Below are 25183 nucleotides of genomic sequence, written 5' to 3' on the forward strand. Positions count from 1 at the left end.
ATCCACGACACAGGGGCTGCCACATGGCGGCCCTTGTGTTTTTCCGGCCTGTGCTCAAGTAAGCTTGCGCGCCTGCCGAATGCGCACGCTGAATTTTCAAGAGGTCCCGCCATGCCCTGGTTACAAGTTCGACTCGCCATCACCCCGGAACAGGCCGAAACCTACGAGGACGCCCTGCTGGAAGTGGGCGCCGTCTCGGTAACCTTCATGGATGCCGAAGACCAGCCGATCTTCGAGCCGGACCTGGGCACCACCCCGCTCTGGTCCCACACCCACCTGCTCGCCCTGTTCGAGGCCGATACCGACGAAACCGCCCTGGTGGCACACCTGGAACTGCTGACCGGCGGCGCGCTGCCGGCGCACCAGATCGAACGCATCGAAGACCAGGACTGGGAACGCAGCTGGATGGACAACTTCCAGCCCATGCGCTTCGGCCGCCGCCTGTGGATAGTGCCGAGCTGGCACGATGCCCCCGAGCCGGATGCGGTGAACCTGCTGCTGGACCCGGGCCTCGCCTTCGGCACCGGCACCCACCCGACCACCGCCCTCTGCCTGGAGTGGCTGGACGGCCAGGAGCTGGACGGTTGCGAGGTGCTGGATTTCGGCTGCGGCTCAGGCATCCTCGCCATCGCCGCGTTGCTGCTGGGCGCGCGCCAGGCGGTCGGTACCGATATCGACCCGCAGGCCCTGGAAGCCTCCCGCGACAACGCCTCGCGCAATGGCATCGACCCGGCACGCTTCCCGGTCTATCTCCCCGCCGACCTGCCCGCCAAACCCGCCGCAGTGGTGGTGGCGAACATCCTCGCCGGCCCGCTGGTTTCGCTGGCCCCGCAGATCACCAGCCTGGTGGCGCCTGGTGGACGCCTGGCGCTGTCCGGCATCCTTGCCGAGCAGGCCGAGGAAGTGCGCGCCGCCTACGCCGACGCCTTCGATCTCGACCCCACCGCGGAGAAGGACGGCTGGGTACGCATCAGTGGCGTGCGCCGCTGAAAGCCAGCAGATCGAGTAAAATAGCCTTTCGTTTCGACCGGATCGCCGCATGACCGACAGCTTCGTCACCCAGTGCCCGCATTGCCAGACCAGTTTCCGCGTCAGCCGCGCCCAGCTGGCGGTGGCCCACGGCGCCGTGCGCTGCGGTGCCTGCCTGCATGTGTTCAATGCGGCGCAGCAGTTGTTGGCGTCCCAGGGCCAGGCGGCCACTCCGGCATCTCCCAAACCCAAGGCACCCGCCGCCACCGCCCCGGCGCCCAAGCCGGCAGCCCCCCAGGCACCGGCAGCTCCAGCGGCTGCCGCAGCCCCGGTACCCAGTGTCGCCGCCGTGCTCAAGCAGCCGGTCGCCCCACAAGCCAAGCCACCGGCCCAACCGGCCGGTGGCGATACCCTGTGGATCCACGACGACCTGGATCTCGACAGCCTCGACCTGGACGAAGAGCTGGCCAAGCTGGAACAGGAAGAACAACGCCTGTCCCGCGACCTGCTCGGCCCGGGCGCCCCGGTGCACAACGAGGCGCAACCGAAACCGCGCCATGACGAAGACTGGGCCGAGGCCCTGCTGGAAGCCGAGGAACACACCCCCTCCATGACCGCAGATGCGGATGGGGACCCGGAGCCCGATTTCGAACTGCGCGCCGAGCCCGTTGCCGAGCCGGTCAGCCGCGCCCCGGCCGAACTGCCCAGGCCGGCGCCGGCACCACGCACCGAACCGCGCCTGTCCATGGACCTGGTGGAAGACGAGCCGGGCCCGGACTTCAGCCTGGGTTCCGCCCGCGACGACGAACCCGAAGACCTGCGTGACGACTTCGACGAAGACCAGGACGAACCTCAGGTCGCCGAACCGGCACGCCCGCAGCCCCAGCGCAGCGAGCCCGGCCTGCGCGACGACGGCCTGCTCGAGCTCAGCGAAGAGCCGCTGCAGCTGGACTGGCAGGAACACAAGCGCCCCTGGGGCCGCTGGATCGGCTGGACGCTGCTGAACCTGGTGGCCGCCCTGGCCCTGACCGGCCAGTACGTCTGGTACCACTTCGATGAACTCGCCCGGCAGGACCAGTACCGCCCCTGGTTCCAGCAGATCTGCCCGGAAATCGGCTGCCAGATGCCCTCCAAGGTGGACATCGACCTGATCAAGAGCAGCAACCTCGTGGTGCGCAGCCACCCCGAGTTCTCCGGCGCCCTGGTGGTCGACGCCATCCTCTACAACCGCGCCGCCTTCTCCCAGCCGTTCCCGCTGCTGGAACTGCGTTTCGCCGACATCAACGGCCAGTTGCTGGCCAGTCGCCGGTTCAAGCCAGGCGAATACCTTTCCGGCGAGCTGGCCGGACAGGCGGAAATGCCGCCGCAAACCCCCATTCACATCAGCCTGGACATCCTCGACCCGGGCACCAAGGCCGTGAACTACAGCCTCAGCTTCCACTCCCCAGAATGAGCCGAAAGCGCCGGATTCCGGCGCTTCCAGCCCACCGCTAACTCCCGGCGATAAGCATGGGGCTGTTCAGAATTTGTTCAAAACAGCCTTTATCCAGTCATCGAGAGCGGGTATCATGCCCACCCTTTTTCGAACTCCCTCAGGTTCCTTGCGGAACGTCGGCGAGCACTGGCAAAACCAGGCGCAGCCCGCTTCCGTATTGACCCTGGCAGTCAACAGAGCACAGGCCCCAAACAGGGAAGACCCATGTCGGCGGTTAGCATTGGCCCTTATGCCTTGCCCAATCAGGTGATCCTCGCCCCCATGGCGGGCGTGACCGACCAGCCGTTCCGTCAGCTTTGCCGCCGCCTCGGCGCCGGCCTGGTGGTATCGGAGATGGTCACCAGTGACGTGCGCCTGTGGAACAGCCGCAAGTCGCGGCTGCGCCTGCTCCACGAGGGGGATCCGGAGCCTCGCTCCGTCCAGATAGCCGGTGGTGATCCGGAAATGCTGGCGGAAGCGGCCAGGGCCAATGTCGAACTCGGTGCACAGATCATCGACATCAACATGGGCTGCCCGGCGAAGAAGGTCTGCAACAAGGCCGCCGGCTCGGCGCTGATGAAGGACGAGGCCCTGGTGGCCGACATCCTCGACGCCGTGGTCAGGGCCGTCGACGTGCCCGTCACCCTGAAGATCCGTACCGGTTGGGACCGATCGAACAGGAACGGCATCACCGTAGCGAAGATCGCCGAACAGGCTGGTATCCAGGCCCTGGCTGTCCATGGCCGGACCCGCGCAGACCTGTACACCGGCGAAGCCGAGTACGACACCATCGCGGCGATCAAGCAGGCGGTGTCCATTCCGGTCTTCGCCAACGGCGATATCGATTCGCCACAGAAAGCCAGACAGGTCCTCGACGCCACCGGCGCCGATGCCCTGCTGATCGGTCGAGCGGCCCAGGGGCGACCCTGGATCTTCCGCGAGATCGCGCATTACCTGGCGACCGGTGAATTTCTGCCGGCGCCGGGCTTGATCGAAGTGGAACGGATACTGCTGGAGCACCTGGCCGCACTGCACGCCTTCTATGGCGAGGAGATGGGCGTTCGCATCGCCCGCAAGCATGTCGGCTGGTATCTGGCAACCCTGCCCGGCGCCAGGGAGTTTCGCGCCAAGTTCAATCGTTTGGAGTCCACGGACGCGCAGTGCGCCAACGTTCGGGAGTTCTTCGCCGAGCGTCACAACGAAGGGGAAAAGGCCGCATGACGACGATGACCGAGAATTTTTTTGATGGGGCAACACCCGTGAGCGACAACGCCAACCTGAAACAGCACCTGACGGCACCGACCGCAGAGGGCCAGACCCTGCGCGGCAGTGTCGAGAAGGCACTGCACAATTATTTCGCCCATCTTGAGGGCGCCGCCGTCACGGACGTGTACAACCTGGTGCTTTCCGAAGTGGAAGCGCCGCTGCTGGAAACCGTGATGAACTACGTCAAGGGTAACCAGACCAAGGCTTCCGAAATGCTCGGCCTCAACCGGGGCACGCTGCGCAAGAAGCTCAAGCAATACGACCTGCTCTGAAGGGCGGAAGCTGGAAGCCGGAAGCCTGAAGCGGGACGAACCCCGACGATCGAGCTTCCGGCTTCCAGTTTCAGGCCCGTCCGCCAAACCCTCTCCCACTCGAATGGTTCCGAAATGACCGACCAGACCACCCGCCTTCCCGTTCGCCGTGCCCTGATCAGCGTCTCCGACAAGACCGGCATCGTCGACTTCGCCCGTGAGCTGGCTGCCCTTGGCGTGGAAATCCTCTCCACCGGCGGCACCTACAAGCTGCTCAAGGACAACGGCATCGCCGCCGTGGAAGTTGCCGACTACACCGGCTTCCCGGAAATGATGGACGGCCGCGTGAAGACCCTGCACCCGAAGATCCACGGTGGCATCCTCGGTCGTCGCGACCTCGACGGCGCGGTGATGGAACAGCACGGCATCAAGCCGATCGACCTGGTCGCGGTCAACCTCTACCCCTTCGAGGCCACCGTCGCCAAGCCTGACTGCGACCTGCCCACCGCCATCGAGAACATCGATATCGGCGGCCCGACCATGGTTCGCAGCGCCGCGAAGAACCACAAGGACGTCGCCATCGTGGTCAACGCCAGCGACTACGCCAGCGTCCTCGACGGCCTGAAAGCCGGCGGCCTGACCTACGCCCAGCGTTTCGACCTGGCCCTCAAGGCGTTCGAGCACACCTCCGCCTACGACGGCATGATCGCCAACTACCTGGGCACCATCGACCAGGCTCGCGACACCCTGTCCACCGAGGGCCGTGGCGCCTTCCCGCGCACCTTCAACAGCCAGTTCGTCAAGGCCCAGGAGATGCGCTACGGCGAGAACCCGCACCAGAGCGCGGCGTTCTACGTAGAAGCGAAGAAGGGCGAGGCCAGCGTTTCCACCGCCATCCAGCTGCAGGGCAAGGAACTCTCCTTCAACAACGTGGCCGACACCGACGCCGCGCTGGAATGCGTGAAGAGCTTCCTCAAGCCGGCCTGCGTCATCGTCAAGCACGCCAACCCGTGCGGCGTCGCCGTGGTACCGGAGAACGAAGGCGGCATCCGCAAGGCCTACGACCTGGCCTACGCCACCGATACCGAATCCGCCTTCGGCGGCATCATCGCCTTCAACCGCGAACTGGATGGCGAAACCGCCAAGGCCATCGTCGAGCGCCAGTTCGTCGAAGTGATCATCGCCCCGAAAATCTCCGCTGCCGCCCGTGAAGTGGTTGCCGCCAAGGCCAACGTCCGCCTGCTGGAATGCGGTGAGTGGTCGGCCGAACGTGCTGCTGGCTGGGACTTCAAGCGCGTCAACGGCGGCCTGCTGGTACAGAGCCGCGACATCGGCATGATCGCCGCCTCCGACCTGAAGATCGTGACCCAGCGCGCCCCGAGCGAGCAGGAGATCCACGACCTGATCTTCGCCTGGAAAGTGGCCAAGTTCGTCAAGTCCAACGCCATCGTCTACGCCAAGAACCGCCAGACCGTCGGTGTCGGCGCCGGCCAGATGAGCCGCGTGAACTCCGCCCGCATCGCTGCCATCAAGGCCGAGCATGCCGGTCTTGAGGTGAAAGGCGCGGTCATGGCTTCCGACGCCTTCTTCCCCTTCCGCGACGGTATCGACAACGCGGCCAAGGCCGGCATCACCGCCGTGATCCAGCCGGGCGGCTCCATGCGCGACAACGAAGTGATCGCCGCCGCCGATGAAGCGGGCATCGCGATGGTGTTCACCGGCATGCGCCACTTCCGCCACTAAGCGGAGACGGCCGCACTCGGACAGGCATCTGCGGCGTTGCCCGGCCCTTCCCCCATGCTCATTGCCAGAAGGCAAATCCGCTGGGTGAAGGGCCGGGCGCCTTGCACCTACCAGCCCGATCGCGACCTCGACTGTCGTGTGTAAGCGCTTTTGTAGGGTGGATAGCGCTTCTCTTATCCACCAAACGGGCCGCAGGCCCGCCTCCCGAAGGAGAATTCAATGAACGTACTCATCATCGGCAGCGGCGGCCGTGAACACGCCCTGGCCTGGAAAGTGGCCCAGGACCCACGCGTTGCGAAGGTCTTCGTCGCCCCGGGCAACGCTGGCACCGCGACTGAAGCCAAGTGCGAGAACGTCGCCATCGACGTGCTGGCACTGGAGCAACTGGCCGACTTCGCCGAGAAGAATGTCCAGCTCACCATCGTCGGCCCGGAAGCGCCGCTGGTGAAAGGCGTGGTCGACCTGTTCCGCGCCCGCGGCCTGGCCATCTTCGGCCCCACCGCCGGCGCCGCCCAGCTGGAAGGCTCCAAGGCCTTCACCAAGGACTTCCTGGCCCGCCACCAGATTCCCACCGCCGCCTACCAGAACTTCACCGAGGTGGAGCCGGCCCTGGCCTACCTGAAAGAGAAAGGCGCCCCCATCGTCATCAAGGCCGACGGCCTGGCCGCCGGCAAGGGCGTGATCGTCGCCATGACCCTCGAGGAAGCCGAAGCGGCCGTGCGCGACATGCTCGCCGGCAACGCCTTCGGTGACGCCGGTTCCCGCGTGGTGATCGAGGAGTTCCTCGACGGTGAGGAAGCCAGCTTCATCGTCATGGTCGACGGCCAGAACGTGCTGCCCATGGCCACCAGCCAGGACCACAAGCGCGTCGGCGACGGCGATACCGGCCCGAACACCGGCGGCATGGGCGCCTACTCCCCGGCCCCGGTGGTCACTGCCGACGTGCACCAGCGCGTGATGGACGAAGTGATCTACCCGACCGTGCGCGGCATGGCCGAGGAAGGCAACGTCTACACCGGCTTCCTCTATGCCGGCCTGATGATCGACAAGAACGGCGCGCCCAAGGTCATCGAGTTCAACTGCCGCTTCGGCGACCCGGAGACCCAGCCGATCATGGTGCGCCTGGAAAGCTCCCTGGTCCTGCTGGTGGAAGCCGCCCTGGCCAAGGCCCTGGACAAGGTCGAAGCCACCTGGGACCCGCGCCCCACCGTAGGCGTGGTGCTGGCTGCCGGCGGCTATCCGGGCGACTACACCAAGGGTGACGTGATCGAGGGCCTGGCCGACGCCGCGGCCCTGGACGGCAAGGTGTTCCACGCCGGTACCGCGCAGAAGGACGGCCAGATCGTCACCGCCGGCGGCCGCGTGCTCTGCGCCACCGCCATCGGCGCCAGCGTGTCCGACGCGCAGCAGCAGGCCTATCGCCTGGCGGAGAAGATCCGCTGGAACGGCTGCTTCTACCGCAAGGACATCGGCTACCGGGCCATTGCCCGGGAACGCGGCGAAGGGTAAGAAGTCTGATAGTACTCACCAGGGCGGCCGGATGGCCGCCTTGGTCATATTCCGTCCGAGAAGGCCTTGTCTATAATCCGGCCACTCACCCACGAAGGGACCTCGACCGTGCCCCGGCTCAGGATTGCCACAGGATTGATCGCCAGCCTGATACTGGCCCTGATTTATCTGCTGCCCGCCCAGGCGGCCGAAGAGCGGCAATGGAGCATGCTGCTCGATCCCAGTGCCAACCTGCAGTTGCAGGAGATCCGCACCCAGCAAGCCCTCTCCCAGTTCACCCCGATCGACCTCGACCAGCTCTACACGCCCGGCGGCAGCAGCGCCCTGTGGCTGCACTACCAGCTTCAACCCGGCCAGCACGAGCAATTGCTGCGGGTCTTCGCCCCCTACCTGGCCTACCTCGACCTCTACGTCCTCAAGGGCGACGAACTGGTGGCCCATACCCGCACCGGCAGCCGCCTGCCCTTCAGCGAACGCCCGCTGCCCAGCCGCGATTTCCTCCTGCCCCTGCCGGTCCGGCAGGAGCCCCTGGATCTCTACCTGCGCATGGCCTCGGAACACGCCCTGCGCCCCACCGTGACGCTGCAATCCGCCGCACTGATGGCCGCCGACGACACCCGTCCGCTGCTCTTCGGCCTGCTGCTCGGCGGCCTCGTCATGCTGGTCTACTACAACCTTGTGCGTTACGCGTACTCACGCGCCGCCGTCAGTCTCTGGCTCGCCGCCGCGCAGAGCGGCCTGATCGTCACCAGCGTCAGCCTGCTGGGCATCAGCTCGCCCTGGCTGGGCGACTGGCAGAGCGCGCAGCCGCAGATCGCCAACCTGGCCATGCTGACCGCCATGGTCTGCGCCCTGGCCTTCACCGTCAGTTTCTTCCACAAGGTCTGCCCCAGCACGCCGCTCACCGGCCTGCTGCTGGGCGAGATCGTGATGATCGCCCTGACCGCCATCCTGCTGCTGATCATCACCGAGCTGCAGTTCAACCAGCTGGTCTACGTGCTGGCAGCCATCGCCAGCCTCAGCATGTTCGCCCTCGCCATCGTCCACTGGCGCCAGGGCTATCGACCGGCGCGGCTGTTCAGCCTGGCCCTGGGCGTGTTCTGCATCGCCATCCTTGGCGCCCTGCCGGCCCTGTTCGGTTACTGGCACATGCAGTCCGACTGGCTGGCCTATGCCCTGCTGGCGACTTCCACCATCAGCGGCGTGTTCCTCAGCATGGCCCTGAGCGAACGCCAGCGGCGCCTCCAGCATGAGGCCTTCAGCGCCAGCCGCGCCCTGGCCGCCAGCTCCGCCGAACTCAAGGCCAAGGGTGAATTCCTCGCCAAGATCAGCCACGAGATCCGCACCCCGATGAACGGCGTGCTGGGCATGACCGAGCTGCTCCTGGGCACCCCGCTGTCGGCCAAGCAACGCGACTACGTGCAGACCATCCACAGCTCCGGCAACGAACTGCTCACCCTGATCAACGAGATCCTCGACATCTCCAAGCTGGAGTCCGGCCAGATCGAACTGGACGACGTGCAGTTCGACCTCAACGCCCTGATCGACGACTGCCTCGACATCTTCCGCGCCAAGGCCGAGCAGCAGCGGGTCGAACTCATCAGCTTCATGCAGCCCCAGGTGCCCCGCGTCGTCAGTGGCGACCCCACCCGTCTGCGGCAGATCCTCCTCAGCCTGCTGGACAACGCCTTCAAGCAGACCGACGAAGGCGAAATCCTCCTGGTGGTGGCGCTGGACAACAGCACCCCGCAGCCGCGCCTGCGCATTGCCGTGCAGGACAGCGGCCGGCCCCTGGACGCCAGCGAGCGCGAGGCGCTGCTCAACGCGGAACTGCAGAGCAGCGATTTCCTCGCCGCCTCAAAGCTCGGCGGCCGCCTGGGCCTGGTCATCGCCCGCCAGCTCGTACGCCTGATGAACGGCGAGTTCGGCATCCAGAGCGGTTCCGGCCAGGGCAGCACGCTCTGGCTGACCCTGCCGCTGGACGCCCAGCACCTGGTACGCCCCACCGCCGACCTCGACAGCCCGCTGGAAGGCGCGCGCCTGCTGGTGGTTGACGACAACGACACCTGCCGCAAGGTACTGGTGCAGCAATGCAGCGCCTGGGGTCTGCAGGTCAGCGCCGTGCCCTCCGGCAAGGAGGCCCTGGCCCTGCTGCGCACCAAGGCGCACCTGCGCGAGTATTTCGACGTGGTCCTGCTGGACCAGGACATGCCCGGCATGACCGGCATGCAGCTGGCAGCCAAGATCAAGGAAGACCCCAGCCTCAGCCACGATATCCTGATCATCATGCTCACCGGCATCAGCAACGCGCCGAGCAAGATCATCGCGCGCAACGCCGGCATCAAGCGCATCCTCGCCAAGCCGGTGGCCGGCTACACGCTGAAGACCACCCTGGCCGACGAACTCAACCAGCGCAAGGAAGGCGGCGCCATCTCCCTGCCGGGCTCGCAGGTCAGCCAACCGCTGCATGTACCCAGCGACTTCCGCATCCTGGTGGCCGAGGACAACAGCATCTCCACCAAGGTCATCCGCGGCATGCTGAGCAAACTCAACCTCGAGCCGGATACCGCCAGCAACGGCGAGGAAGCCCTGAGCGCCATGAAGAACCAGCACTACGACCTGGTGCTGATGGACTGCGAGATGCCTGTGCTGGATGGCTTCACCGCCACCGAGATGCTGCGCCACTGGGAAAACCTGGAGCAGCGCCCGCGCACCCCGGTGGTCGCCCTGACCGCCCACATCCTCAGCGAGCACAAGGAACGCGCCCGCCTGGCCGGCATGGACGGCCACATGGCCAAGCCGGTGGAGCTCTCGCAATTGCGCGAGCTGATCGAGTACTGGGTGGCCGAGAAGGAAATGCGCGACCGCCACGCGATGCATAGCTGATTGGGCAAACGCCCTGCAGGGGCCCCTGTAGGAGCGAATTCATTCGCGAAAGCAGGACGCAGTCCTGCCATTCAACGCCCTGCCGAACTCACCCTCCCTCTCCCCAGGCCCCTCTCCCTGAAGAGGAGAGGGGGGACTCGCGCCGGCAAGCTCGCGCAGTACCTGTAGGGGCGAATTCATTCGCCAAGCAGGCCGCAGGCCTGCCTACCCCCACCTCACCGCAAAAATCGGCGGCAAATGCCCCGCCACCAGCTTCCAGCTGTCCCCCTGATCCCCGGATATCCACAGATGCCCGGTGGTGGAGCCCATTGCCAGACACTGCCCGCTGCCATCCACGTCCAGCCCGTGGCGATACACCAGGTCGTAGCAGAGCTGCTGCGGCAGACCCTGCTCCAGCACCTCGAAATGCTTGCCGCCATCGCGGGTTCGGGTGACCCGCAAACGCTGGTCGGCGGGCACGCGGCATTCATCCTTCACGGCCGGCACGAACCAGGCGCAGTCCGGGTCCGACGGGTGCACCGCCACCGCGAAGCCGAAGGTAGAGGGACCGGCCTGCTCGATCTCCCGCCAGTTCAAGCCGCGATCGGAACTGACGAAAATGCCGCTGTGATGCTGCACCCAGAGTCGCTCCGGGTATGCCGGGCAGGCCACCATGCGGTGCGGGTCCTGGATGTCCGGGTCTTCGGCGCGTTCCGGCGGCATGTAGGCGGCGCGCATGCCACGGGTCCTGTGGTTCCAGCTGGCGCCTTCGTCCTCGCTGTGCCAGATGCCGCCGCAGGACACCGCCAGGGTCAGGTGACGACTGTTGCGCGGGTCGACGCAGAGGGAGTGGATACCGGGCTGGTCATAACCGCCGCCGAACCAGTTGGCCCGCTCCGGGCGCTGCCAGAGGCTGTCCACCAGCTCCCAGGAACTGCCCCGGTCGCGGGACTTGAACAGGCCACCGGGAATGGTGCCGGCCCAGAGCACACCGGGTTGGTCGGCGCCTCCCGGTTCCAGGCACCAGATCATTTCCACCGACGGCCCTTCCTCGCCCTCCGCTGCCGGGGAGAAGGCCGGCGCGGCCACTTCCGTCCAGTTCTGCCCGACGTCCGCCGAGCGCCACAGCTTGGGGCCGAAATGGCCCAGATGCAGGGCGGCATAGAGGTGGCCGTCTCGCGGGTCGGCCAGCAGCATGCTAACGGGTTCGCCAAGAAAATCCTGGCGCGCCAGGCGCCAGCCGTCGCCCTCTGGCTCGAAACGCAGCAGCCCCTTGCGGGTTGCCACATGGATGCATCGGCTCATGGTGATTCTCCTTGCGCCGGCTCAACCGCCGGACAACGCCTGGACAACGAAGATGTCACTGGCCGGCCCCACCGGATCGGTGAGGCGGCGACGGTCGCTGACTTGCTGGGCATCGACGAAGATCGCCACATGGCGGCGCAGGCGGCCCTGGTCATCCAGCAGGTAGCTGCGCAGGCGCGGATTGGCGGCGAAGGCAGCTTCCAGCGCCTCGGCCACGGAGGCCGCCGCGACATCCAGTTCGGGGACGTCAAGGTGACGTTGCAGGTTGGGAGTGAAGCTCATGTGCGCCATCAATGGCTCCCTGCGCGACGAAACAACCCGGTTGAATCAGGTTAGCCGACGACCTCTGCGCGGTTATAGTTGTGCGCCCAATGGCAGGGCAGCCTCTACACTGATGAGCGGCCCTCGCAGTCACGAACGGATGCCCCCATGCTCGAAAGCCTTTCCAGCCTGTACCTGAAGATGCTGGTGCTCTATAGCCCCTTCTTCGTGCTCTCCTGCTTCATTTCCCTCACCCGCGGCTACACGGTGAAGGAGCGCAAGAAACTCGCCTGGAAAGTCGCCCTCGGCACCCTGGTGGCCAGCGCCCTGCTCTACCTGTTCGGCCAGGCCATCTTCAATGTCTTCGGCATCACCATCGACGCCTTCCGCATCGGCGCCGGTACTGTGCTGTTCATCTCCGCGCTGGGCATGGCCCAGGGCAAGCCGGCGGTCCAGGCAGACAACGTGCAGCAGGACGTCACCATCGTGCCGCTTACCATCCCGCTGACCGTCGGCCCCGGCACCATCGGCGCCATGCTGGTCATGGGCGCCGGTCACGTGCAGTGGGAAGACAAATTCACCGCGCTGTTCGCCATTGCCATCGCCGCAGCCACCGTAGGCGCGATCCTCTACCTTTCCGACCGTATCGAACGCATCCTCGGCGACCAGGGCCTGCAGATCGTCAGCCGTCTGATGGGCCTGTTCGTCTGCGCCCTGGCCGCGCAGATCATCTTCACCGGGGTGAAGAACTACCTGGTTTCGTAGTGCAGCCCATCGCAGCGGTATTTCGCAGGATGGGTCGGGCGGCGATCCACGGCGGAACGATACCCATCGCATCGCGATGCCCGGCCCGCAGGCTCGACGCAGTGAGGCGCCAATTTGCGCGCCCCTTCGATGAGCACCCCGCAGCACTGCAACGACCCAGTCGCACCTGATTGGTGCAGACCACCTGAAAGACCGCCCCGTGGTGTCGCGCCTGGACGAGGATTCCCATTGCCAACGGGTGGAATCCGCGGGCAGCGCAACCGCCGTGAAGTCAGCGAAAAGCTCCGCATCATCCGTCCCCAGGCGTCTCGCAGCGGCACCACCTACGCCGAACACGGCGCCATTCTCCCGGCGATTGCCGAGCCTCGATGTGAAGAGGCACAGCAATTGCTGAGGACCCATATCGAAACCAGCAAGGCCGAAGTACGCAAGATCACCCAGCACATGTTGCACAGCGCTCGGCAGAGCGCCGCAGCCAGCCCAAGGGTGACGAGGAAGCCCCTTTGAAAACTGCCCGGACAAGAACGCAGAACAACGCAGTTATTCGAAAACTTGTGAGAATGGAGACCGACCCATGCACCGTCGCAGCCTGATCAAGGCCTTCACCCTTTCCGCATCCATCGCCGCCATGGGCATGTCCTGGACCATCCAGGCCGCCGAGACCATCAAGGTCGGCATCCTGCACTCCCTCTCCGGCACCATGGCGATCTCAGAGACTTCGCTCAAAGACATGGCGCTGATGACCATCGATGAGATCAACGCCAAGGGCGGCGTGAACGGCAAGCAGCTCGAACCGGTGGTGGTGGACCCGGCATCCAACTGGCCGCTGTTCGCCGAGAAGGCCCGCCAATTGCTGACCAAGGACAAGGTGGATGTGGTCTTCGGTTGCTGGACCTCGGTGTCGCGCAAGTCCGTGCTGCCGGTCTTCGAGGAGCTGAACGGCCTGCTCTTCTACCCGGTGCAGTACGAGGGTGAAGAACTCTCCCCCAACGTCTTCTACACCGGCGCCGCGCCGAACCAGCAGGCCATCCCGGCCGTCGAGTACCTGATGAGCGAGGACGGTGGCAGCGCCAAGCGCTTCTTCCTGCTGGGTACCGACTACGTCTACCCGCGCACCACCAACAAGATCCTGCGCAGCTTCCTGCACAGCAAGGGCATCGCCGACAAGGACATCGAAGAGGTCTACACCCCCTTCGGCCACAGCGATTACCAAACCATCGTCGCCAACATCAAGAAGTTCTCCGCTGGCGGCAAGACCGCGGTGATCTCCACCGTCAACGGCGACTCCAACGTGCCCTTCTACAAGGAACTGGCCAACCAGGGCCTGGAAGCCACCGACGTGCCGGTGGTGGCCTTCTCGGTGGGCGAAGAAGAACTGCGCGGCATCGACACCAAGCCGCTGGTGGGCCATCTGGCCGCCTGGAACTACTTCGAGTCCGTGGATAACCCGATCAACGGCAAGTTCGTCGAGCAGTGGAAGGCCTACGCCAAGGCCAAGAACCTGCCCAACTACCAGACCGCAGTGACCAACGACCCGATGGAAGCCACCTACGTGGGCATCCACATGTGGGCCCAGGCCGTGGAGAAAGCCGGCACCACCGATGTGGACAAGGTTCGCGAAGCCCTGGCCGGCCAGTCCTTCGCCGCGCCGTCCGGCTACACCCTGACGATGGACAAGACGAACCACCACCTGCACAAGCCGGTGATGATCGGCGAGATCCAGGAAGACGGTCAGTTTTCCGTGGTCTGGCAAACCGAAGGCCCACTGCGCGCCCAGCCGTGGAGTCCCTTCATTCCTGGCAACGACAAGAAGCCGGATTACGCGGTGAAGACGAACTGAGCTGAATGAGCACGTCCGGGGAATCCGAGCTCGGCAGAGCATCCCTCACCCCCGATCCCTCTCCCAGGGGGAGAGGGGTGACGCACTGCCGGGCACCGAGCGTTCCCCGAGACACCGGACGGTTCCCCTCCCCCTCCGGGAGAGGGGCCAGGGGTGAGGGCTTTGTCCGTTGGCACAGAGCCTGGCCCATCAACCAGGATCATCCAATGCCCAAAGCTCTCTACCGAATCCTCCTCGCCCTGGCCCTGCTGCTCCCCCTCGAAGCCCTGGCCGGCGACGCCAACGACTTCGCCGCCGCCAACCCGGCACAACAGGCGAAGCTGCTGGAACACTGGGCCGCCGAGCCCGACGCCGCGCGCCAGCCGCTGCTGGAGGCCCTGCAACAAGGTCGCTTCGCCATCGACAGCAAGCTCGCCTACATCGAGCAGGACGGCACTTTCATCGCCGCCGAAGGTGATGCCTCCCCCGCCGGCACACCGAAAAAGCTGCGTCTGAACAACCGCCTGCGCGGCCTGGTGATCAGCGCCCAGGCCAGCCATCAGCTGCTCGCCGCCGAGCCCGCCACCCGCCTGGAAGGTGCGCGGCAACTGCAGAAGAGCGCCAAGCCGGCGCAACTGGCCCTGCTCAACCAGCGCATGGTGGCCGAGGAAGATAGCGGCGTGCGCGACGCCATCAGCCTGGCGCTGGCCAACCTGCAACTGGTCGACCCCGATCCCGCCATCCGCCTCAACGCGGTGCGCCTGCTTGGCGAGACCGGCGATCCGCTGGCCCGCACCCGCCTCGAAGCCCTGCTCGACCCGAACGTGGAAACCGATGCCGGCGTGCGCACCGCCGCCGAAACCAGCCTGGCCCAGGTCAAGCGCCGTCTGCTGGTGGGCGAGTGGCTCGGCCAGGCCTTCAGCGGCCTGTCCCTCGGTTCCATCCTGCTGCTCGCGGCCCTCGGCCTGGCCATCACCTTCGGCCTGCTCGGGGTGATCAACATGGCCCATGGCGAGATGCTGATGCTCGGCGCCTACACCACCTACATGGTGCAACTGGGCTTCCAGCGCCTGGCGCCGGAGCTGCTCGCGCTGTATCCGCTGGTGGCGCTGCCGGTGGCCTTCTTCGTCACGGCCCTGGTGGGCATGGCGCTGGAACGCACGGTGATCCGCCACCTCTACGGCCGTCCGCTGGAAACCCTGCTGGCCACCTGGGGCATCAGCCTGATCCTGATCCAGTTGGTGCGAGTGATCTTCGGTGCGCAGAACGTCGAAGTGGCCAACCCCGCCTGGTTGTCCGGGGGGATGCAGGTGCTGCCCAACCTGGTGCTGCCCTACAACCGCATCGTGATCATCGGCTTCGCCCTGTTCGTGGTCGCCCTGACCTGGCTGCTGCTGAACAAGACCCGCCTGGGCCTCAACGTCCGCGCCGTCACCCAGAACCGCAACATGGCCGCCTGCTGCGGCGTGCCCACCGGCCGCGTGGACATGCTCGCCTTCGGCCTCGGCTCGGGTATCGCCGGCCTCGGTGGCGTCGCCCTGTCGCAGATCGGCAACGTCGGCCCGGACCTCGGGCAGGGCTACATCATCGACTCGTTCCTGGTGGTGGTGCTGGGCGGCGTCGGCCAGCTCGCCGGCAGCGTCATGGCCGCCTTCGGCCTCGGCGTGGCGAACAAGATCCTCGAACCGCAGATCGGCGCCGTGCTGGGCAAGATCCTCATCCTCGCGCTGATCATCCTGTTCATCCAGAAGCGGCCCCAGGGTCTCTTCGCACTCAAGGGAAGGGTGATCGACTGATGACTCAACCACTCAACCAGACCCTGCTCGCCCGCGCCACGACCACCCTTGGTCCACGCACCTCGCTGGCCATGGGTCTCGCCGTACTGGCGGTCCTGCTGGCCCTGCCGCTGCTGCACCTGCTGCCGGCGGACAACCCGCTGCAGGTCTCGGCCTATACGCTGACGCTGGTGGGCAAGATCCTCTGCTACGCCATCGTCGCCCTCGCCCTGGACCTGGTCTGGGGCTACGCGGGGCTGCTTTCCCTCGGCCACGGACTGTTCTTTGCCCTTGGCGGCTACGCCATGGGCATGTACCTGATGCGCGAAGCGGCGGGCGACGGGCTGCCGGCTTTCATGAGTTTCCTCGCCTGGACCGAACTGCCCTGGTACTGGGCCGGCACCCAGCACTTCCTCTGGGCCCTGTGCCTGGTGGTACTGGCGCCCGGCCTGCTGGCGCTGGTGTTCGGCTTCTTCGCCTTCCGCTCGCGGATCAAGGGCGTGTACTTCTCGATCATGACCCAGGCGCTGACCTTCGCCGGCATGCTGCTGTTCTTCCGCAACGAGACCGGTTTCGGCGGCAACAACGGCTTCACCGACTTCAAGCGCATCCTTGGCTTCGACATCACCGCACCGGGCACCCGCGCCGTGCTCTTCCTGGCCACGCTGGCGCTGCTGGTGGGCAGCCTGCTGCTCGGCTGGCGACTCGCCCGGAGCAAGTTCGGCCGCGTGCTCACGGCGCTGCGCGATGCCGAGAACCGGCTGATGTTCTGCGGCTACGACCCGCGCGGCTACAAGCTGTTCATCTGGGTGCTGTCGGCGGTGCTCTGCGGCCTGGCTGGTGCGCTCTACGTACCCCAGGTGGGAATCATCAACCCCAGCGAGATGTCGCCCACCAACTCCATCGAAGCGGCCGTGTGGGTCGCCCTTGGCGGTCGTGGTTCGTTGGTCGGCCCGCTGCTCGGCGCGGGTCTGGTCAACGGCATGAAGAGCTGGTTCACCGTGGCCTTCCCGGAGTACTGGCTGTTCTTCCTCGGCGCCCTGTTCATCCTGGTCACCCTCTATCTGCCCAAGGGCGTGATTGGCCTGGTGAAACGGGGGGACAAGTAAATGCGTGCAGCCCCGGTACCTGAACTCATGCTCGAACCCGCCTTCGATCCCAACCGCGACGCCGGCAGCGGCCGCGATTCCCTGGGCCTCGGCCGTGTCGCCGGCCAGGGCCTGGACGTGCGCCACGGCACCATCCTCACCCTGGAAGACATCAGCGTCAGCTTCGATGGTTTCAAGGCGCTGCGCGACCTCAACCTCTACATCGGGGTCGGCGAGCTGCGCTGCATCATCGGCCCCAACGGCGCGGGCAAGACCACGCTGATGGACGTGATCACCGGCAAGACCCGTCCCGATACCGGCAAGGCCTGGTTCGGCGAAACCCTCGACCTCACCCGCATGAGCGAAGTGGAAATCGCCCAGGCCGGCATCGGCCGCAAGTTCCAGAAACCCACCGTGTTCGAAGCGCTCTCGGTGTTCGAAAACCTGGAGTTGGCGCAGAAGACCGATAAATCCGTGTGGGCCAGCCTGCGGGCGAAGCTCAGCGGCGAGCAGAAGGACCGCATCGACGAAGTGCTCGCGGTGATCCGCCTGGAAGCCTCGCGCCATCGCCCGGCGGGCCTGCTTTCCCATGGCCAGAAGCAGTTCCTGGAGATCGGCATGCTGCTGATGCAGGACCCGCAATTGCTGCTGCTCGACGAACCGGTGGCCGGCATGACCGACGCCGAAACCGAATTCACCGCCGAGCTGTTCAAGGGCCTCGCCGGCCAGCATTCGCTGATGGTGGTGGAGCACGACATGGGCTTCGTCGGCAGCATCGCCGACCACGTCACCGTGCTGCACCAGGGCCATGTGCTGGCCGAAGGCTCGCTGGCCGAAGTGCAGGCCAACGAACAGGTGATCGAGGTCTACCTGGGCCGTTGAAAATCGGTGCGCACGGCGCACCCTATCGGGCACGGCGTCACGCGTAGGGTGCGCCGCGCGGACCGAATCACGCCGCGAGGCAACAAGGACACGCACATGCTCCAAGTCGACAAGCTCCACCAGTATTACGGCGGCAGCCATATCCTTCGCGGCCTGTCGTTCGACGTGAAGATCGGCGAAGTCACCTGCCTGCTCGGGCGCAACGGCGTGGGCAAGACCACCCTGCTCAAATGCCTGATGGGCCTGATCCCGGCGAAGGAGGGCGCGGTGAACTGGGAAGGCCGCGCCATCACCGGCTTCAAGCCGCACCAGCGGGTGCATGCCGGCATCGCCTACGTGCCCCAGGGCCGCGAAATCTTTCCGCGCCTGACGGTGGAAGAGAACCTGCTGATGGGGCTGTCGCGCTTCAGCGCGAAAGAGGCAAAAGCGGTGCCGGAGTCCATCTACGAACTCTTCCCCGTGCTGCGGGAGATGAAGCATCGTCGCGGCGGCGACCTCTCCGGCGGCCAGCAGCAACAGCTCGCCATCGGCCGCGCCCTTGCCAGCCAGCCGCGCTTGCTGATCCTCGACGAGCCTACCGAAGGCATCCAGCCATCGGTAATCAAGGAGATCGGCGCGGTGATCAGGAAGCTGGCCGAACGCGGTGACATGGCCATCCTTCTGGTGGAACAGTTCTACGACTTCGCCGCCGAACTGGCCGACCAGTACCTGGTGATGAGCCGGGGCGAAATCATCCAGCAGGGACGCGGAGAAAACATGGAAGCCGAAGGCGTGCGCGGCCTGGTGACCATCTGACGAAAGCACGACGAACGACGCCATGAACGCACCTGCCGACACCGCCCTCTTCACCCCCAGCTGGCACGCCGAGCTGGAGCTGGCCTACGCCCTCGATGGCGCCACCACGCGCCCCGTGCAGCGCCGCCACAAGGGCCCGTTGCGGGTGCAGAAGCATCTGCACGCCGAAGGTCCGCAGGTGTGCCAGCACATCATCGTCCACCCGCCCGGCGGCATTGCCGGCGGCGACCGTCTCGACCTGACCGCCCGCGTTGGCAAAGGCGCCTGGACGCAGCTCACCAGCCCCGGCGCAGCCAAGTGGTATCGCGCCACCAGCCCGGCGTTCCAGGAAATCGAACTCAACGTCGAAGCCGGCGCCACACTGGAATGGCTGCCCCAGGAAACCATCGTCTTCTCTGGCGCCCGCGCCGAATTGGCCACCCGCATCGAGTTGGCCGACGACGCCCGCCTGTTCTATTGGGACATGGTCGCCCTTGGCCGCCCCGCCGCCGGCGAACGCTTCACCGAAGGCCATTTCCAGGCGCATCTGGATATTCGTCGCAACGGCACCTTGATCTGGCACGAACGCCAGCGCATCGAAGGTGGCGACGGCCTGCTCGACTCCCCCATCGGCCTCGCGGGCCAGCCCGTTTTCGCCACCCTGATCGCTACCGGCGAGATCGACGCCGAGCTGCTCGAACGCTGCCGCGAACGGCCCTTTGCCGGACGTGGCGACCTGACCCAACTGCCCGGCCTTCTGGTCGCCCGCTGCCTCGCCTCCGAGGCGCTGCACGCCCGCGCCTGGCTGATCGACCTCTGGCGCCTGTTGCGCCCTGCCTTGCTCGGCCGCGAGGCCGTTGCACCCCGTATCTGGAGTACCTGATGGACCTGACCCCAAGAGAGAAAGACAAGCTGCTGATCTTCACCGCCGGCCTGGTGGCCGAACGGCGCCTGGCTCGCGGCCTCAAGCTCAATTACCCGGAAGCCATGGCATTCATTTCCGCCGCGCTCCTGGAAGGCGCCCGCGACGGCCAGACCGTGGCCGAGCTGATGCATTTCGGCACCACCCTGCTTTCCCGCGATCAGGTGATGGAAGGGGTGCCGGAGATGATTCCGGAGATCCAGATCGAAGCCACTTTCCCGGACGGGACCAAGCTGGTGACCGTCCACCAGCCCATCGCGTGATGGAATCGTCCAATGTCTACTGCGCTTGCCCATGCCGCGCTCGCTACGACCTTGAACGACTTCCTGGAGACCGGAAACATGAACATTCGTGATGCAGCAGAAGCCGACCTGCCCGGCATCCTCACCATCTACAACGACGCCGTGGAGAACACCACGGCGATCTGGAACGAAACCCTGGTGGACCTGGCCAATCGTCGTGCCTGGCTGGCCGACCGCAACGCCGCCGGCTTCCCGGTGCTGGTAGCGGTGAATGCTGTGGGTGATGTGCTTGGCTACGCCAGCTATGGCACCTGGCGCACCATCGAAGGCTTCCGCCACACCGTGGAGCACTCTGTGTACGTGCGCGGCGACCAGCGCGGCCAGGGCCTCGGCCCCGCGTTGATGCAGGCGCTGGTCGAACGCGCCCGCCAGACGGGACTGCACGTGATGGTCGCCGCCATCGAGAGCGAGAACGCCGCCTCCATCCGCCTGCACGAACGCCTCGGCTTCGCCATCACCGGCCAGATGCCCCAGGTGGGCCGCAAGTTCGGCCGCTGGCTCGACCTGACCTTCATGCAACTGATCCTGGAGTGACACGATGATCCCCGGCGAATACCAGATCCAGGACGGCGAGATCGAACTCAACGCCGGCCGCCGCACCCTGAGCCTTTCGGTAGCCAACACCGGCGACCGCCCGATCCAGGTCGGCTCGCACTACCACTTCTTCGAAACCAACGACGCGCTGGCCTTCGACCGCGAGAGTGCGCGTGGCATGCGCCTGAACATCCCGGCAGGCACTGCCGTGCGCTTCGAGCCGGGCCAGAGCCGCGAGGTGGAGCTGGTGGAGTTGGCGGGCCTTCGCCGCGTCTTCGGCTTCGCCGGCCGGGTGATGGGCGAGTTGTAAGCAGTAGGGTGCGCCGTGCGCACCGGGGAATTGGCACAGCGATTCGGTGCGCGCAGCGCACCCTACGGGATGAACGAATGAAAATCAGCAGACAAGCCTACGCCGACATGTTCGGCCCCACCCTCGGCGACAAGGTTCGCCTGGCCGATACCGACCTGTGGATCGAAGTCGAAAAGGACTTCACCACCTACGGCGAAGAAGTGAAGTTCGGCGGCGGCAAGGTGATCCGAGATGGCATGGGCCAGGGCCAGTTGCTGGCGGCGGACGTGGTCGACACCCTGATCACCAACGCCCTGATCATCGATCACTGGGGCATCGTCAAAGCCGACGTGGGCCTCAAGGACGGTCGCATCAAGGCCATCGGCAAGGCCGGCAACCCGGACATCCAGCCCGGCGTCACCATCGCCATCGGCGCCAGCACCGAAGTGATCGCCGGCGAGGGCATGATCCTCACCGCCGGCGGCATCGACACCCACATCCACTTCATCTGCCCACAGCAGATCGAAGAAGCGCTCATGAGCGGCGTCACCACCATGATCGGCGGCGGCACGGGCCCGGCCACCGGCACCAATGCCACCACCTGCACCTCAGGCCCCTGGCACATGGCGCGCATGCTCCAGGCCGCCGATGCCTTCCCGATGAACATCGGCTTCACCGGCAAGGGCAACGCCAGCCTGCCGGAGCCCCTGATCGAACAGGTGAAGGCCGGCGCCATCGGACTCAAGCTCCACGAAGACTGGGGCACCACGCCGGCAGCCATCGACAATTGCCTCACGGTCGCCGACCAGTACGACGTGCAGGTGGCCATCCACACCGACACCCTGAACGAATCCGGCTTCGTCGAAACCACCCTGGGTGCATTCAAGGGCAGGACCATCCACACCTATCACACGGAAGGCGCTGGCGGCGGCCACGCCCCGGACATCATCAAGGCCTGCGGCTTCTCCAATGTGCTGCCCAGCTCCACCAACCCGACGCGGCCCTTCACCCGCAACACCATCGACGAACACCTGGACATGCTCATGGTCTGCCACCACCTGGACCCGAGCATCGCCGAGGACGTTGCCTTCGCCGAGAGCCGCATCCGCCGCGAGACCATCGCCGCCGAAGACATCCTCCACGACCTCGGCGCCTTCAGCATGATCAGCTCCGACAGCCAGGCCATGGGGCGCGTGGGCGAAGTCATCACCCGTACCTGGCAGTCCGCCGACAAGATGAAGAAACAGCGCGGCGCCCTGCCCGAAGACGCGCCGGGCAACGATAACTTCCGCGCCAAGCGCTACATCGCCAAATACACCATCAATCCGGCCATCACCCACGGCATCAGCCATGAAGTGGGCTCGGTGGAAGTGGGCAAATGGGCCGACCTGGTACTCTGGCGCCCGGCCTTCTTCGGCGTGAAGCCGAGCCTGATCCTCAAGGGCGGGGCCATCGCCGCCAGCCTGATGGGCGACGCCAACGCCTCCATCCCCACGCCGCAGCCGGTGCACTACCGCCCGATGTTCGCCAGCTTCGCCGGCAGCCGCCATGCCACCAGCCTCACCTTCATCAGCCAGGCGGCATTCGAGGCCGGCGTGCCGGAGCAATTGGGATTGCAGAAGAGAATCGGCGTGGTGAAGGGCTGCCGCGGCGTGCAGAAGAAGGACCTCATCCACAACGGCTACACCCCGACCATCGAAGTCGACCCGCAGAACTACCAGGTGAAAGCCGACGGCCAATTGCTCTGGTGCGAGCCGGCGGAGGTGCTGCCGATGGCGCAGCGGTATTTCCTGTTCTGAGTTGGGCCGATTCGCCCCGCAGGCAACTCCAAATTGAGTCGAAACCATAAAAAGACCAGGATTTGGCACCCAACTCAGGAGCCAAATTCTTGCAAAGCGTACTGGCCAATGGTGCTGTCAGCGTTTCCGCGCTGAAGAAAAATCCCTCTGCCGTGGTGTCCGGCGCCAAGGGTGCGCCTGTGGCTGTTCTCAACCACAACAAGGTCATGGCCTACATGGTTTCGGCTGAAACCTTCGAAGCACTGATGGAGTATCTGGACGATCAGGCGCTGGCCGAAATCGTCCGCAGCCGTGCCCACGAGAAGGGAATGAAAGTCAGCCTCGATGACCTATGAACTGGAGTTCCTGCCCTCGGCGCGGAAGGAGTGGCGCAAGCTCGGCGATACCGTCCGGGAGCAATTCAGGAAGAAGCTGAAAGAGCGGCTGCAACGGCAGCTGATCCAGGGCGATGCACTTCACGGGATGCCCGAGCGATTCAAGATCAAACTCCGCACCGCCGGTTATCGCCTGGTGGATCGGGTGGAAGACCAACGCATCACTGTGGTGGTGATCGGCGTTGGCAAACGCGCAGGTGGTGCGGTCTAAGACAAGGCCAAAGGCCGTTTGTAGCCCTGCAAGACAATTGCCTCAACGCAACTGACTATCCTTGCTCCCCCGCCGGTTATACCCGGCATAGGCGGCGTTTTCCTTGTCGTGCTCGGTCTGGCAGGCGACGCACAGGTGCACACCGGGGATGGCCTTGCGGCGGGCTTCGGGGATGGGGGCGCCGCACTCTTCGCAGTGCGTCAGGCTTTCGCCCTTCGGCAACTGGCTGCGCGCGCGCTGGATAGCATCTTCGATGGTGCTGTCGATCTGTTCCTGGACGGCGCCATCGCCGGCCCAACCACTGGCCATGCTGACCTCCCGCTTGCTCAAGGCTCAATGGAAGATTTGGGCCTTCTTCCGGCCTTTTGCAAGGGGGGCGGTCGTCAGGCGACAAGTGGAGGTCGCGCTACTCCTTCACGTTCATGAATTCCTCGGCCCAGATGATGTAGTCCTCGGGCAAGGTGTATTTGTGGGTCAGTTCGGTGGCGTTGAGCTCGGTGCCGGTGGCGACCTGGCGCTGCTCGCGCAGGCAGTCGTAGGTGGCCTTGATGGCGGCGAAGTAGGCGGCGTGGCCGTTGACCACGATGCGCACGCCGAGACGGGCGAGCCGTTCGTTGTCACGCAGCTTGGGGTTGCCGTAGGTGACCAGCATCAGCGGGATGCTCAGGTGTTCGGCGATCTTTTCCAGGTGCTCGAAGTCGACCACGCCGACCATGCAGATGCCATCGGCGCCGGCGGCCTGATAGGCCTTGGTGCGCTTGATCACTTCTTCGGTGCTGAGTACGCCGGCGTTGGTACGGGCGATGATGGCGAGGTCCGGATCGACACGCGCCTCCAGGGCTGCGCGGATCTTGCCGACGCCTTCTTCCACCGGGATCAGGTCGGTGGACTTGCGGCCGAACTGCGCCGGCAACAGGGTGTCCTCGATGGTCAGCGCGGCGATGCCGGCACGCTCAAGTTCGACCACGGTGCGCATCACGTTGAGGGCGTTGCCGTAACCGTGGTCGGCATCGGCGATCACCGGCAGGCGCGAGACGCGGCCGATGCGGGTGGCCTGCTCGACGAACTCGCTGAGGGTGATCAGGGCGAAGTCGGGCGCGGCCAACACTTGCAGGGAAGCGACCGAACCGCCGAGGATTCCGACTTCGAATCCGAGGTCGGCGGCGATACGGGCGGACATGGGGTCGAACACCGAGGCGGTGTGGAAGCAGGAATCCGAGTCCAGCAGCGCACGAAAGGCCGTGCGCAACTCGTGATGAGAAGCTCTACGCATAAAGGGCACCAAAGATCAGAAGGGGGTCAGGATCAAGCCGGCTCCGTAACTCTGGAGTCGACGCCCCCGTTTTTCCATTGTCAGACTGCGCCCATTCTAACGGATCAGGCTTTCAATCCGCTTACCGGCTTGTCCGCTCGTGCCGGGATCGCCACACTGGCGCCCCCTTTCCCCGAGACACCCCCGCGTGCTGGCACTCACCGCCTACCTGGGCCTGTTCCTGTCCGCCTTCGGCGCCGCCACCCTGTTGCCGCTGCAATCGGAAGCGGTGCTGGTCGGGCTGTTGCTGGCCAAGGCCCATCCGGCATGGGCGCTGGTGGCCGTGGCCACCTTCGGCAATGTGCTGGGCTCGTTGCTGAACTGGTTGCTGGGGCGTTATGTGGAACACTTGCGCGAGCGCCGCTGGTTCCCGGTGAAACCGGCGCAGATGGAGCGGGCACAGGCCTTCTACCACCGCTACGGACGTTGGTCGCTGCTGCTGGCCTGGGTGCCGGTGATCGGTGACCCGCTGACCCTGGTGGCCGGGGTGATGCGCGAGTCCTTCTGGGTGTTCCTGGCGCTGGTGACCCTGGCCAAGGCGGGGCGTTACCTGGTACTGACAGCGCTGACCACGGGCTGGATGGGGCTGCAGTAGGCTGGATCGCGCTTCACCGATCCACCGTCGAGGCGGGATTGGTTTCGCTGGTGAAGATGAAAAGCGATATCCCCCGACAATCCGCTGTGGGAGCGATTT

26 protein-coding genes are annotated in these 25183 nt (G+C 65.6%); 22 read left to right on the plus strand and 4 right to left on the minus strand.

The window, feature by feature from the left end; translation table 11 throughout:
- Positions 1–111 precede the first annotated feature (111 nt).
- From prmA to FXN65_RS24990, 7 genes are all read left to right on the plus strand, one after another.
- Positions 112–990, plus strand: coding sequence for a 50S ribosomal protein L11 methyltransferase (gene prmA / locus FXN65_RS24960; RefSeq protein WP_151137453.1), 879 nt, complete (start codon positions 112–114; stop codon positions 988–990).
- Positions 991–1039: 49 nt separating this feature from the next.
- Complete coding sequence (locus FXN65_RS24965; RefSeq protein ID WP_151137455.1) at positions 1040–2422, plus strand: DUF3426 domain-containing protein; 1383 nt, start codon at positions 1040–1042, stop codon at positions 2420–2422.
- Between the two features lie 246 nt (positions 2423–2668).
- Complete coding sequence (gene dusB / locus FXN65_RS24970) at positions 2669–3664, plus strand: tRNA dihydrouridine synthase DusB (RefSeq protein ID WP_151137457.1); 996 nt, start codon at positions 2669–2671, stop codon at positions 3662–3664.
- Positions 3661–3981: a DNA-binding transcriptional regulator Fis gene (gene fis, locus FXN65_RS24975; protein ID WP_151137459.1), complete on the plus strand. Its 321-nt coding sequence runs from the start codon at positions 3661–3663 to the stop codon at positions 3979–3981. The genes dusB and fis overlap by 4 nt, the downstream gene beginning before the upstream one ends.
- Positions 3982–4095: 114 nt before the next feature.
- Complete coding sequence (gene purH / locus FXN65_RS24980) at positions 4096–5703, plus strand: bifunctional phosphoribosylaminoimidazolecarboxamide formyltransferase/IMP cyclohydrolase (RefSeq protein ID WP_151137461.1); 1608 nt, start codon at positions 4096–4098, stop codon at positions 5701–5703.
- Positions 5704–5922: 219 nt separating this feature from the next.
- Positions 5923–7212 (plus strand): phosphoribosylamine--glycine ligase, encoded by a 1290-nt coding sequence (purD, locus tag FXN65_RS24985; RefSeq protein WP_151137463.1) that lies wholly within the window; start codon positions 5923–5925, stop codon positions 7210–7212.
- A 108-nt stretch (positions 7213–7320) separates the two neighbouring features.
- Positions 7321–10098 (plus strand): hybrid sensor histidine kinase/response regulator, encoded by a 2778-nt coding sequence (locus tag FXN65_RS24990; RefSeq protein ID WP_151137465.1) that lies wholly within the window; start codon positions 7321–7323, stop codon positions 10096–10098.
- A gap of 204 nt (positions 10099–10302) precedes the next feature.
- Here FXN65_RS24990 and FXN65_RS24995 read toward each other — a convergent pair whose 3' ends face one another.
- A complete protein-coding gene (locus FXN65_RS24995; RefSeq protein ID WP_151137467.1) occupies positions 10303–11382 on the minus strand; it encodes a WD40/YVTN/BNR-like repeat-containing protein in 1080 nt (359 codons plus the stop codon).
- Positions 11383–11403: 21 nt separating this feature from the next.
- The gene (locus FXN65_RS25000) at positions 11404–11673 is read right to left on the minus strand and encodes a ubiquitin family protein (RefSeq protein WP_151137469.1); all 270 of its coding nucleotides are present in this window, start codon (positions 11671–11673) and stop codon (positions 11404–11406) included.
- Between the two features lie 138 nt (positions 11674–11811).
- On the opposite strand from FXN65_RS25000, the gene FXN65_RS25005 reads away from it, so the two are divergent.
- The 14 genes from FXN65_RS25005 (at position 11812) to FXN65_RS25070 (ending at position 23177) form a co-directional block, all read left to right on the plus strand.
- Positions 11812–12408 (plus strand): MarC family protein, encoded by a 597-nt coding sequence (locus FXN65_RS25005; protein WP_151137471.1) that lies wholly within the window; start codon positions 11812–11814, stop codon positions 12406–12408.
- 228 nt (positions 12409–12636) lie between these two features.
- Positions 12637–12915: a hypothetical protein gene (locus FXN65_RS25010; protein ID WP_178119397.1), complete on the plus strand. Its 279-nt coding sequence runs from the start codon at positions 12637–12639 to the stop codon at positions 12913–12915.
- Positions 12916–12982: 67 nt separating this feature from the next.
- Entirely contained in the window at positions 12983–14248 is a 1266-nt protein-coding gene (gene urtA / locus FXN65_RS25015; RefSeq protein ID WP_151137473.1) for an urea ABC transporter substrate-binding protein, read from the plus strand.
- A 206-nt stretch (positions 14249–14454) separates the two neighbouring features.
- Positions 14455–16023, plus strand: coding sequence for an urea ABC transporter permease subunit UrtB (gene urtB / locus FXN65_RS25020; protein ID WP_151137475.1), 1569 nt, complete (start codon positions 14455–14457; stop codon positions 16021–16023).
- Positions 16023–17111, plus strand: a complete 1089-nt coding sequence (gene urtC, locus FXN65_RS25025) for an urea ABC transporter permease subunit UrtC (protein ID WP_151137477.1) — start codon at positions 16023–16025, stop codon at positions 17109–17111. Before urtB ends, urtC begins: the two co-directional genes overlap by 1 nt.
- Positions 17112–17972 (plus strand): urea ABC transporter ATP-binding protein UrtD, encoded by an 861-nt coding sequence (gene urtD, locus FXN65_RS25030; RefSeq protein WP_151137479.1) that lies wholly within the window; start codon positions 17112–17114, stop codon positions 17970–17972.
- Positions 17973–18068: 96 nt separating this feature from the next.
- Positions 18069–18767, plus strand: coding sequence for an urea ABC transporter ATP-binding subunit UrtE (gene urtE, locus FXN65_RS25035; protein ID WP_151137481.1), 699 nt, complete (start codon positions 18069–18071; stop codon positions 18765–18767).
- Between the two features lie 22 nt (positions 18768–18789).
- Positions 18790–19629: an urease accessory protein UreD gene (locus FXN65_RS25040; protein WP_151137483.1), complete on the plus strand. Its 840-nt coding sequence runs from the start codon at positions 18790–18792 to the stop codon at positions 19627–19629.
- A complete protein-coding gene (ureA, locus tag FXN65_RS25045; protein WP_151137485.1) occupies positions 19629–19931 on the plus strand; it encodes an urease subunit gamma in 303 nt (100 codons plus the stop codon). Before FXN65_RS25040 ends, ureA begins: the two co-directional genes overlap by 1 nt.
- Before the next feature lie 78 nt (positions 19932–20009).
- Positions 20010–20504 carry a GNAT family N-acetyltransferase gene (locus FXN65_RS25050; protein ID WP_151138957.1) on the plus strand — a complete coding sequence of 165 codons (495 nt, stop codon included), beginning with the start codon at positions 20010–20012 and terminating at the stop codon, positions 20502–20504.
- Positions 20505–20508: 4 nt separating this feature from the next.
- Positions 20509–20814, plus strand: a complete 306-nt coding sequence (locus tag FXN65_RS25055; protein WP_151137487.1) for an urease subunit beta — start codon at positions 20509–20511, stop codon at positions 20812–20814.
- A 77-nt stretch (positions 20815–20891) separates the two neighbouring features.
- A complete protein-coding gene (ureC, locus tag FXN65_RS25060; protein ID WP_151137489.1) occupies positions 20892–22592 on the plus strand; it encodes an urease subunit alpha in 1701 nt (566 codons plus the stop codon).
- An 89-nt stretch (positions 22593–22681) separates the two neighbouring features.
- Positions 22682–22927: a type II toxin-antitoxin system Phd/YefM family antitoxin gene (locus FXN65_RS25065; RefSeq protein WP_151137491.1), complete on the plus strand. Its 246-nt coding sequence runs from the start codon at positions 22682–22684 to the stop codon at positions 22925–22927.
- Positions 22917–23177, plus strand: a complete 261-nt coding sequence (locus tag FXN65_RS25070) for a type II toxin-antitoxin system RelE family toxin (RefSeq protein WP_151137493.1) — start codon at positions 22917–22919, stop codon at positions 23175–23177. The genes FXN65_RS25065 and FXN65_RS25070 overlap by 11 nt, the downstream gene beginning before the upstream one ends.
- 42 nt (positions 23178–23219) lie before the next feature.
- Here FXN65_RS25070 and FXN65_RS25075 read toward each other — a convergent pair whose 3' ends face one another.
- Positions 23220–23486 carry a DksA/TraR family C4-type zinc finger protein gene (locus FXN65_RS25075; protein WP_151137494.1) on the minus strand — a complete coding sequence of 89 codons (267 nt, stop codon included), beginning with the start codon at positions 23484–23486 and terminating at the stop codon, positions 23220–23222.
- A 97-nt stretch (positions 23487–23583) separates the two neighbouring features.
- Positions 23584–24459: an isocitrate lyase/PEP mutase family protein gene (locus FXN65_RS25080; RefSeq protein WP_151137496.1), complete on the minus strand. Its 876-nt coding sequence runs from the start codon at positions 24457–24459 to the stop codon at positions 23584–23586.
- 178 nt (positions 24460–24637) lie between these two features.
- Between FXN65_RS25080 and FXN65_RS25085 the strand changes: the two genes are divergently transcribed.
- Positions 24638–25084: a YqaA family protein gene (locus tag FXN65_RS25085; protein ID WP_151137498.1), complete on the plus strand. Its 447-nt coding sequence runs from the start codon at positions 24638–24640 to the stop codon at positions 25082–25084.
- The last annotated feature ends 99 nt before the right edge of the window (positions 25085–25183 follow it).

The organism is Pseudomonas lalkuanensis (assembly GCF_008807375.1).
Taxonomy (GTDB): Bacteria; Pseudomonadota; Gammaproteobacteria; order Pseudomonadales; family Pseudomonadaceae; genus Metapseudomonas; species Metapseudomonas lalkuanensis.

Coding starts and splice junctions, on each gene's coding strand:
- ureA (WP_151137485.1), top strand. CDS start 19,629: ATGGACCTGACCCCAAGAGAGAAAGACAAGCTGCTGATCTTCACCGCC.
- urtA (WP_151137473.1), top strand. CDS start 12,983: ATGCACCGTCGCAGCCTGATCAAGGCCTTCACCCTTTCCGCATCCATC.
- FXN65_RS25075 (WP_151137494.1), bottom strand. CDS start 23,486: ATGGCCAGTGGTTGGGCCGGCGATGGCGCCGTCCAGGAACAGATCGAC.
- dusB (WP_151137457.1), top strand. CDS start 2,669: ATGTCGGCGGTTAGCATTGGCCCTTATGCCTTGCCCAATCAGGTGATC.
- fis (WP_151137459.1), top strand. CDS start 3,661: ATGACGACGATGACCGAGAATTTTTTTGATGGGGCAACACCCGTGAGC.
- FXN65_RS24995 (WP_151137467.1), bottom strand. CDS start 11,382: ATGAGCCGATGCATCCATGTGGCAACCCGCAAGGGGCTGCTGCGTTTC.
- purD (WP_151137463.1), top strand. CDS start 5,923: ATGAACGTACTCATCATCGGCAGCGGCGGCCGTGAACACGCCCTGGCC.
- urtC (WP_151137477.1), top strand. CDS start 16,023: ATGACTCAACCACTCAACCAGACCCTGCTCGCCCGCGCCACGACCACC.
- urtB (WP_151137475.1), top strand. CDS start 14,455: ATGCCCAAAGCTCTCTACCGAATCCTCCTCGCCCTGGCCCTGCTGCTC.
- FXN65_RS25000 (WP_151137469.1), bottom strand. CDS start 11,673: ATGGCGCACATGAGCTTCACTCCCAACCTGCAACGTCACCTTGACGTC.
- ureC (WP_151137489.1), top strand. CDS start 20,892: ATGAAAATCAGCAGACAAGCCTACGCCGACATGTTCGGCCCCACCCTC.
- urtE (WP_151137481.1), top strand. CDS start 18,069: ATGCTCCAAGTCGACAAGCTCCACCAGTATTACGGCGGCAGCCATATC.
- urtD (WP_151137479.1), top strand. CDS start 17,112: ATGCGTGCAGCCCCGGTACCTGAACTCATGCTCGAACCCGCCTTCGAT.
- FXN65_RS24965 (WP_151137455.1), top strand. CDS start 1,040: ATGACCGACAGCTTCGTCACCCAGTGCCCGCATTGCCAGACCAGTTTC.
- purH (WP_151137461.1), top strand. CDS start 4,096: ATGACCGACCAGACCACCCGCCTTCCCGTTCGCCGTGCCCTGATCAGC.
- FXN65_RS25070 (WP_151137493.1), top strand. CDS start 22,917: ATGACCTATGAACTGGAGTTCCTGCCCTCGGCGCGGAAGGAGTGGCGC.
- prmA (WP_151137453.1), top strand. CDS start 112: ATGCCCTGGTTACAAGTTCGACTCGCCATCACCCCGGAACAGGCCGAA.
- FXN65_RS25005 (WP_151137471.1), top strand. CDS start 11,812: ATGCTCGAAAGCCTTTCCAGCCTGTACCTGAAGATGCTGGTGCTCTAT.
- FXN65_RS25050 (WP_151138957.1), top strand. CDS start 20,010: ATGAACATTCGTGATGCAGCAGAAGCCGACCTGCCCGGCATCCTCACC.
- FXN65_RS25055 (WP_151137487.1), top strand. CDS start 20,509: ATGATCCCCGGCGAATACCAGATCCAGGACGGCGAGATCGAACTCAAC.
- FXN65_RS25040 (WP_151137483.1), top strand. CDS start 18,790: ATGAACGCACCTGCCGACACCGCCCTCTTCACCCCCAGCTGGCACGCC.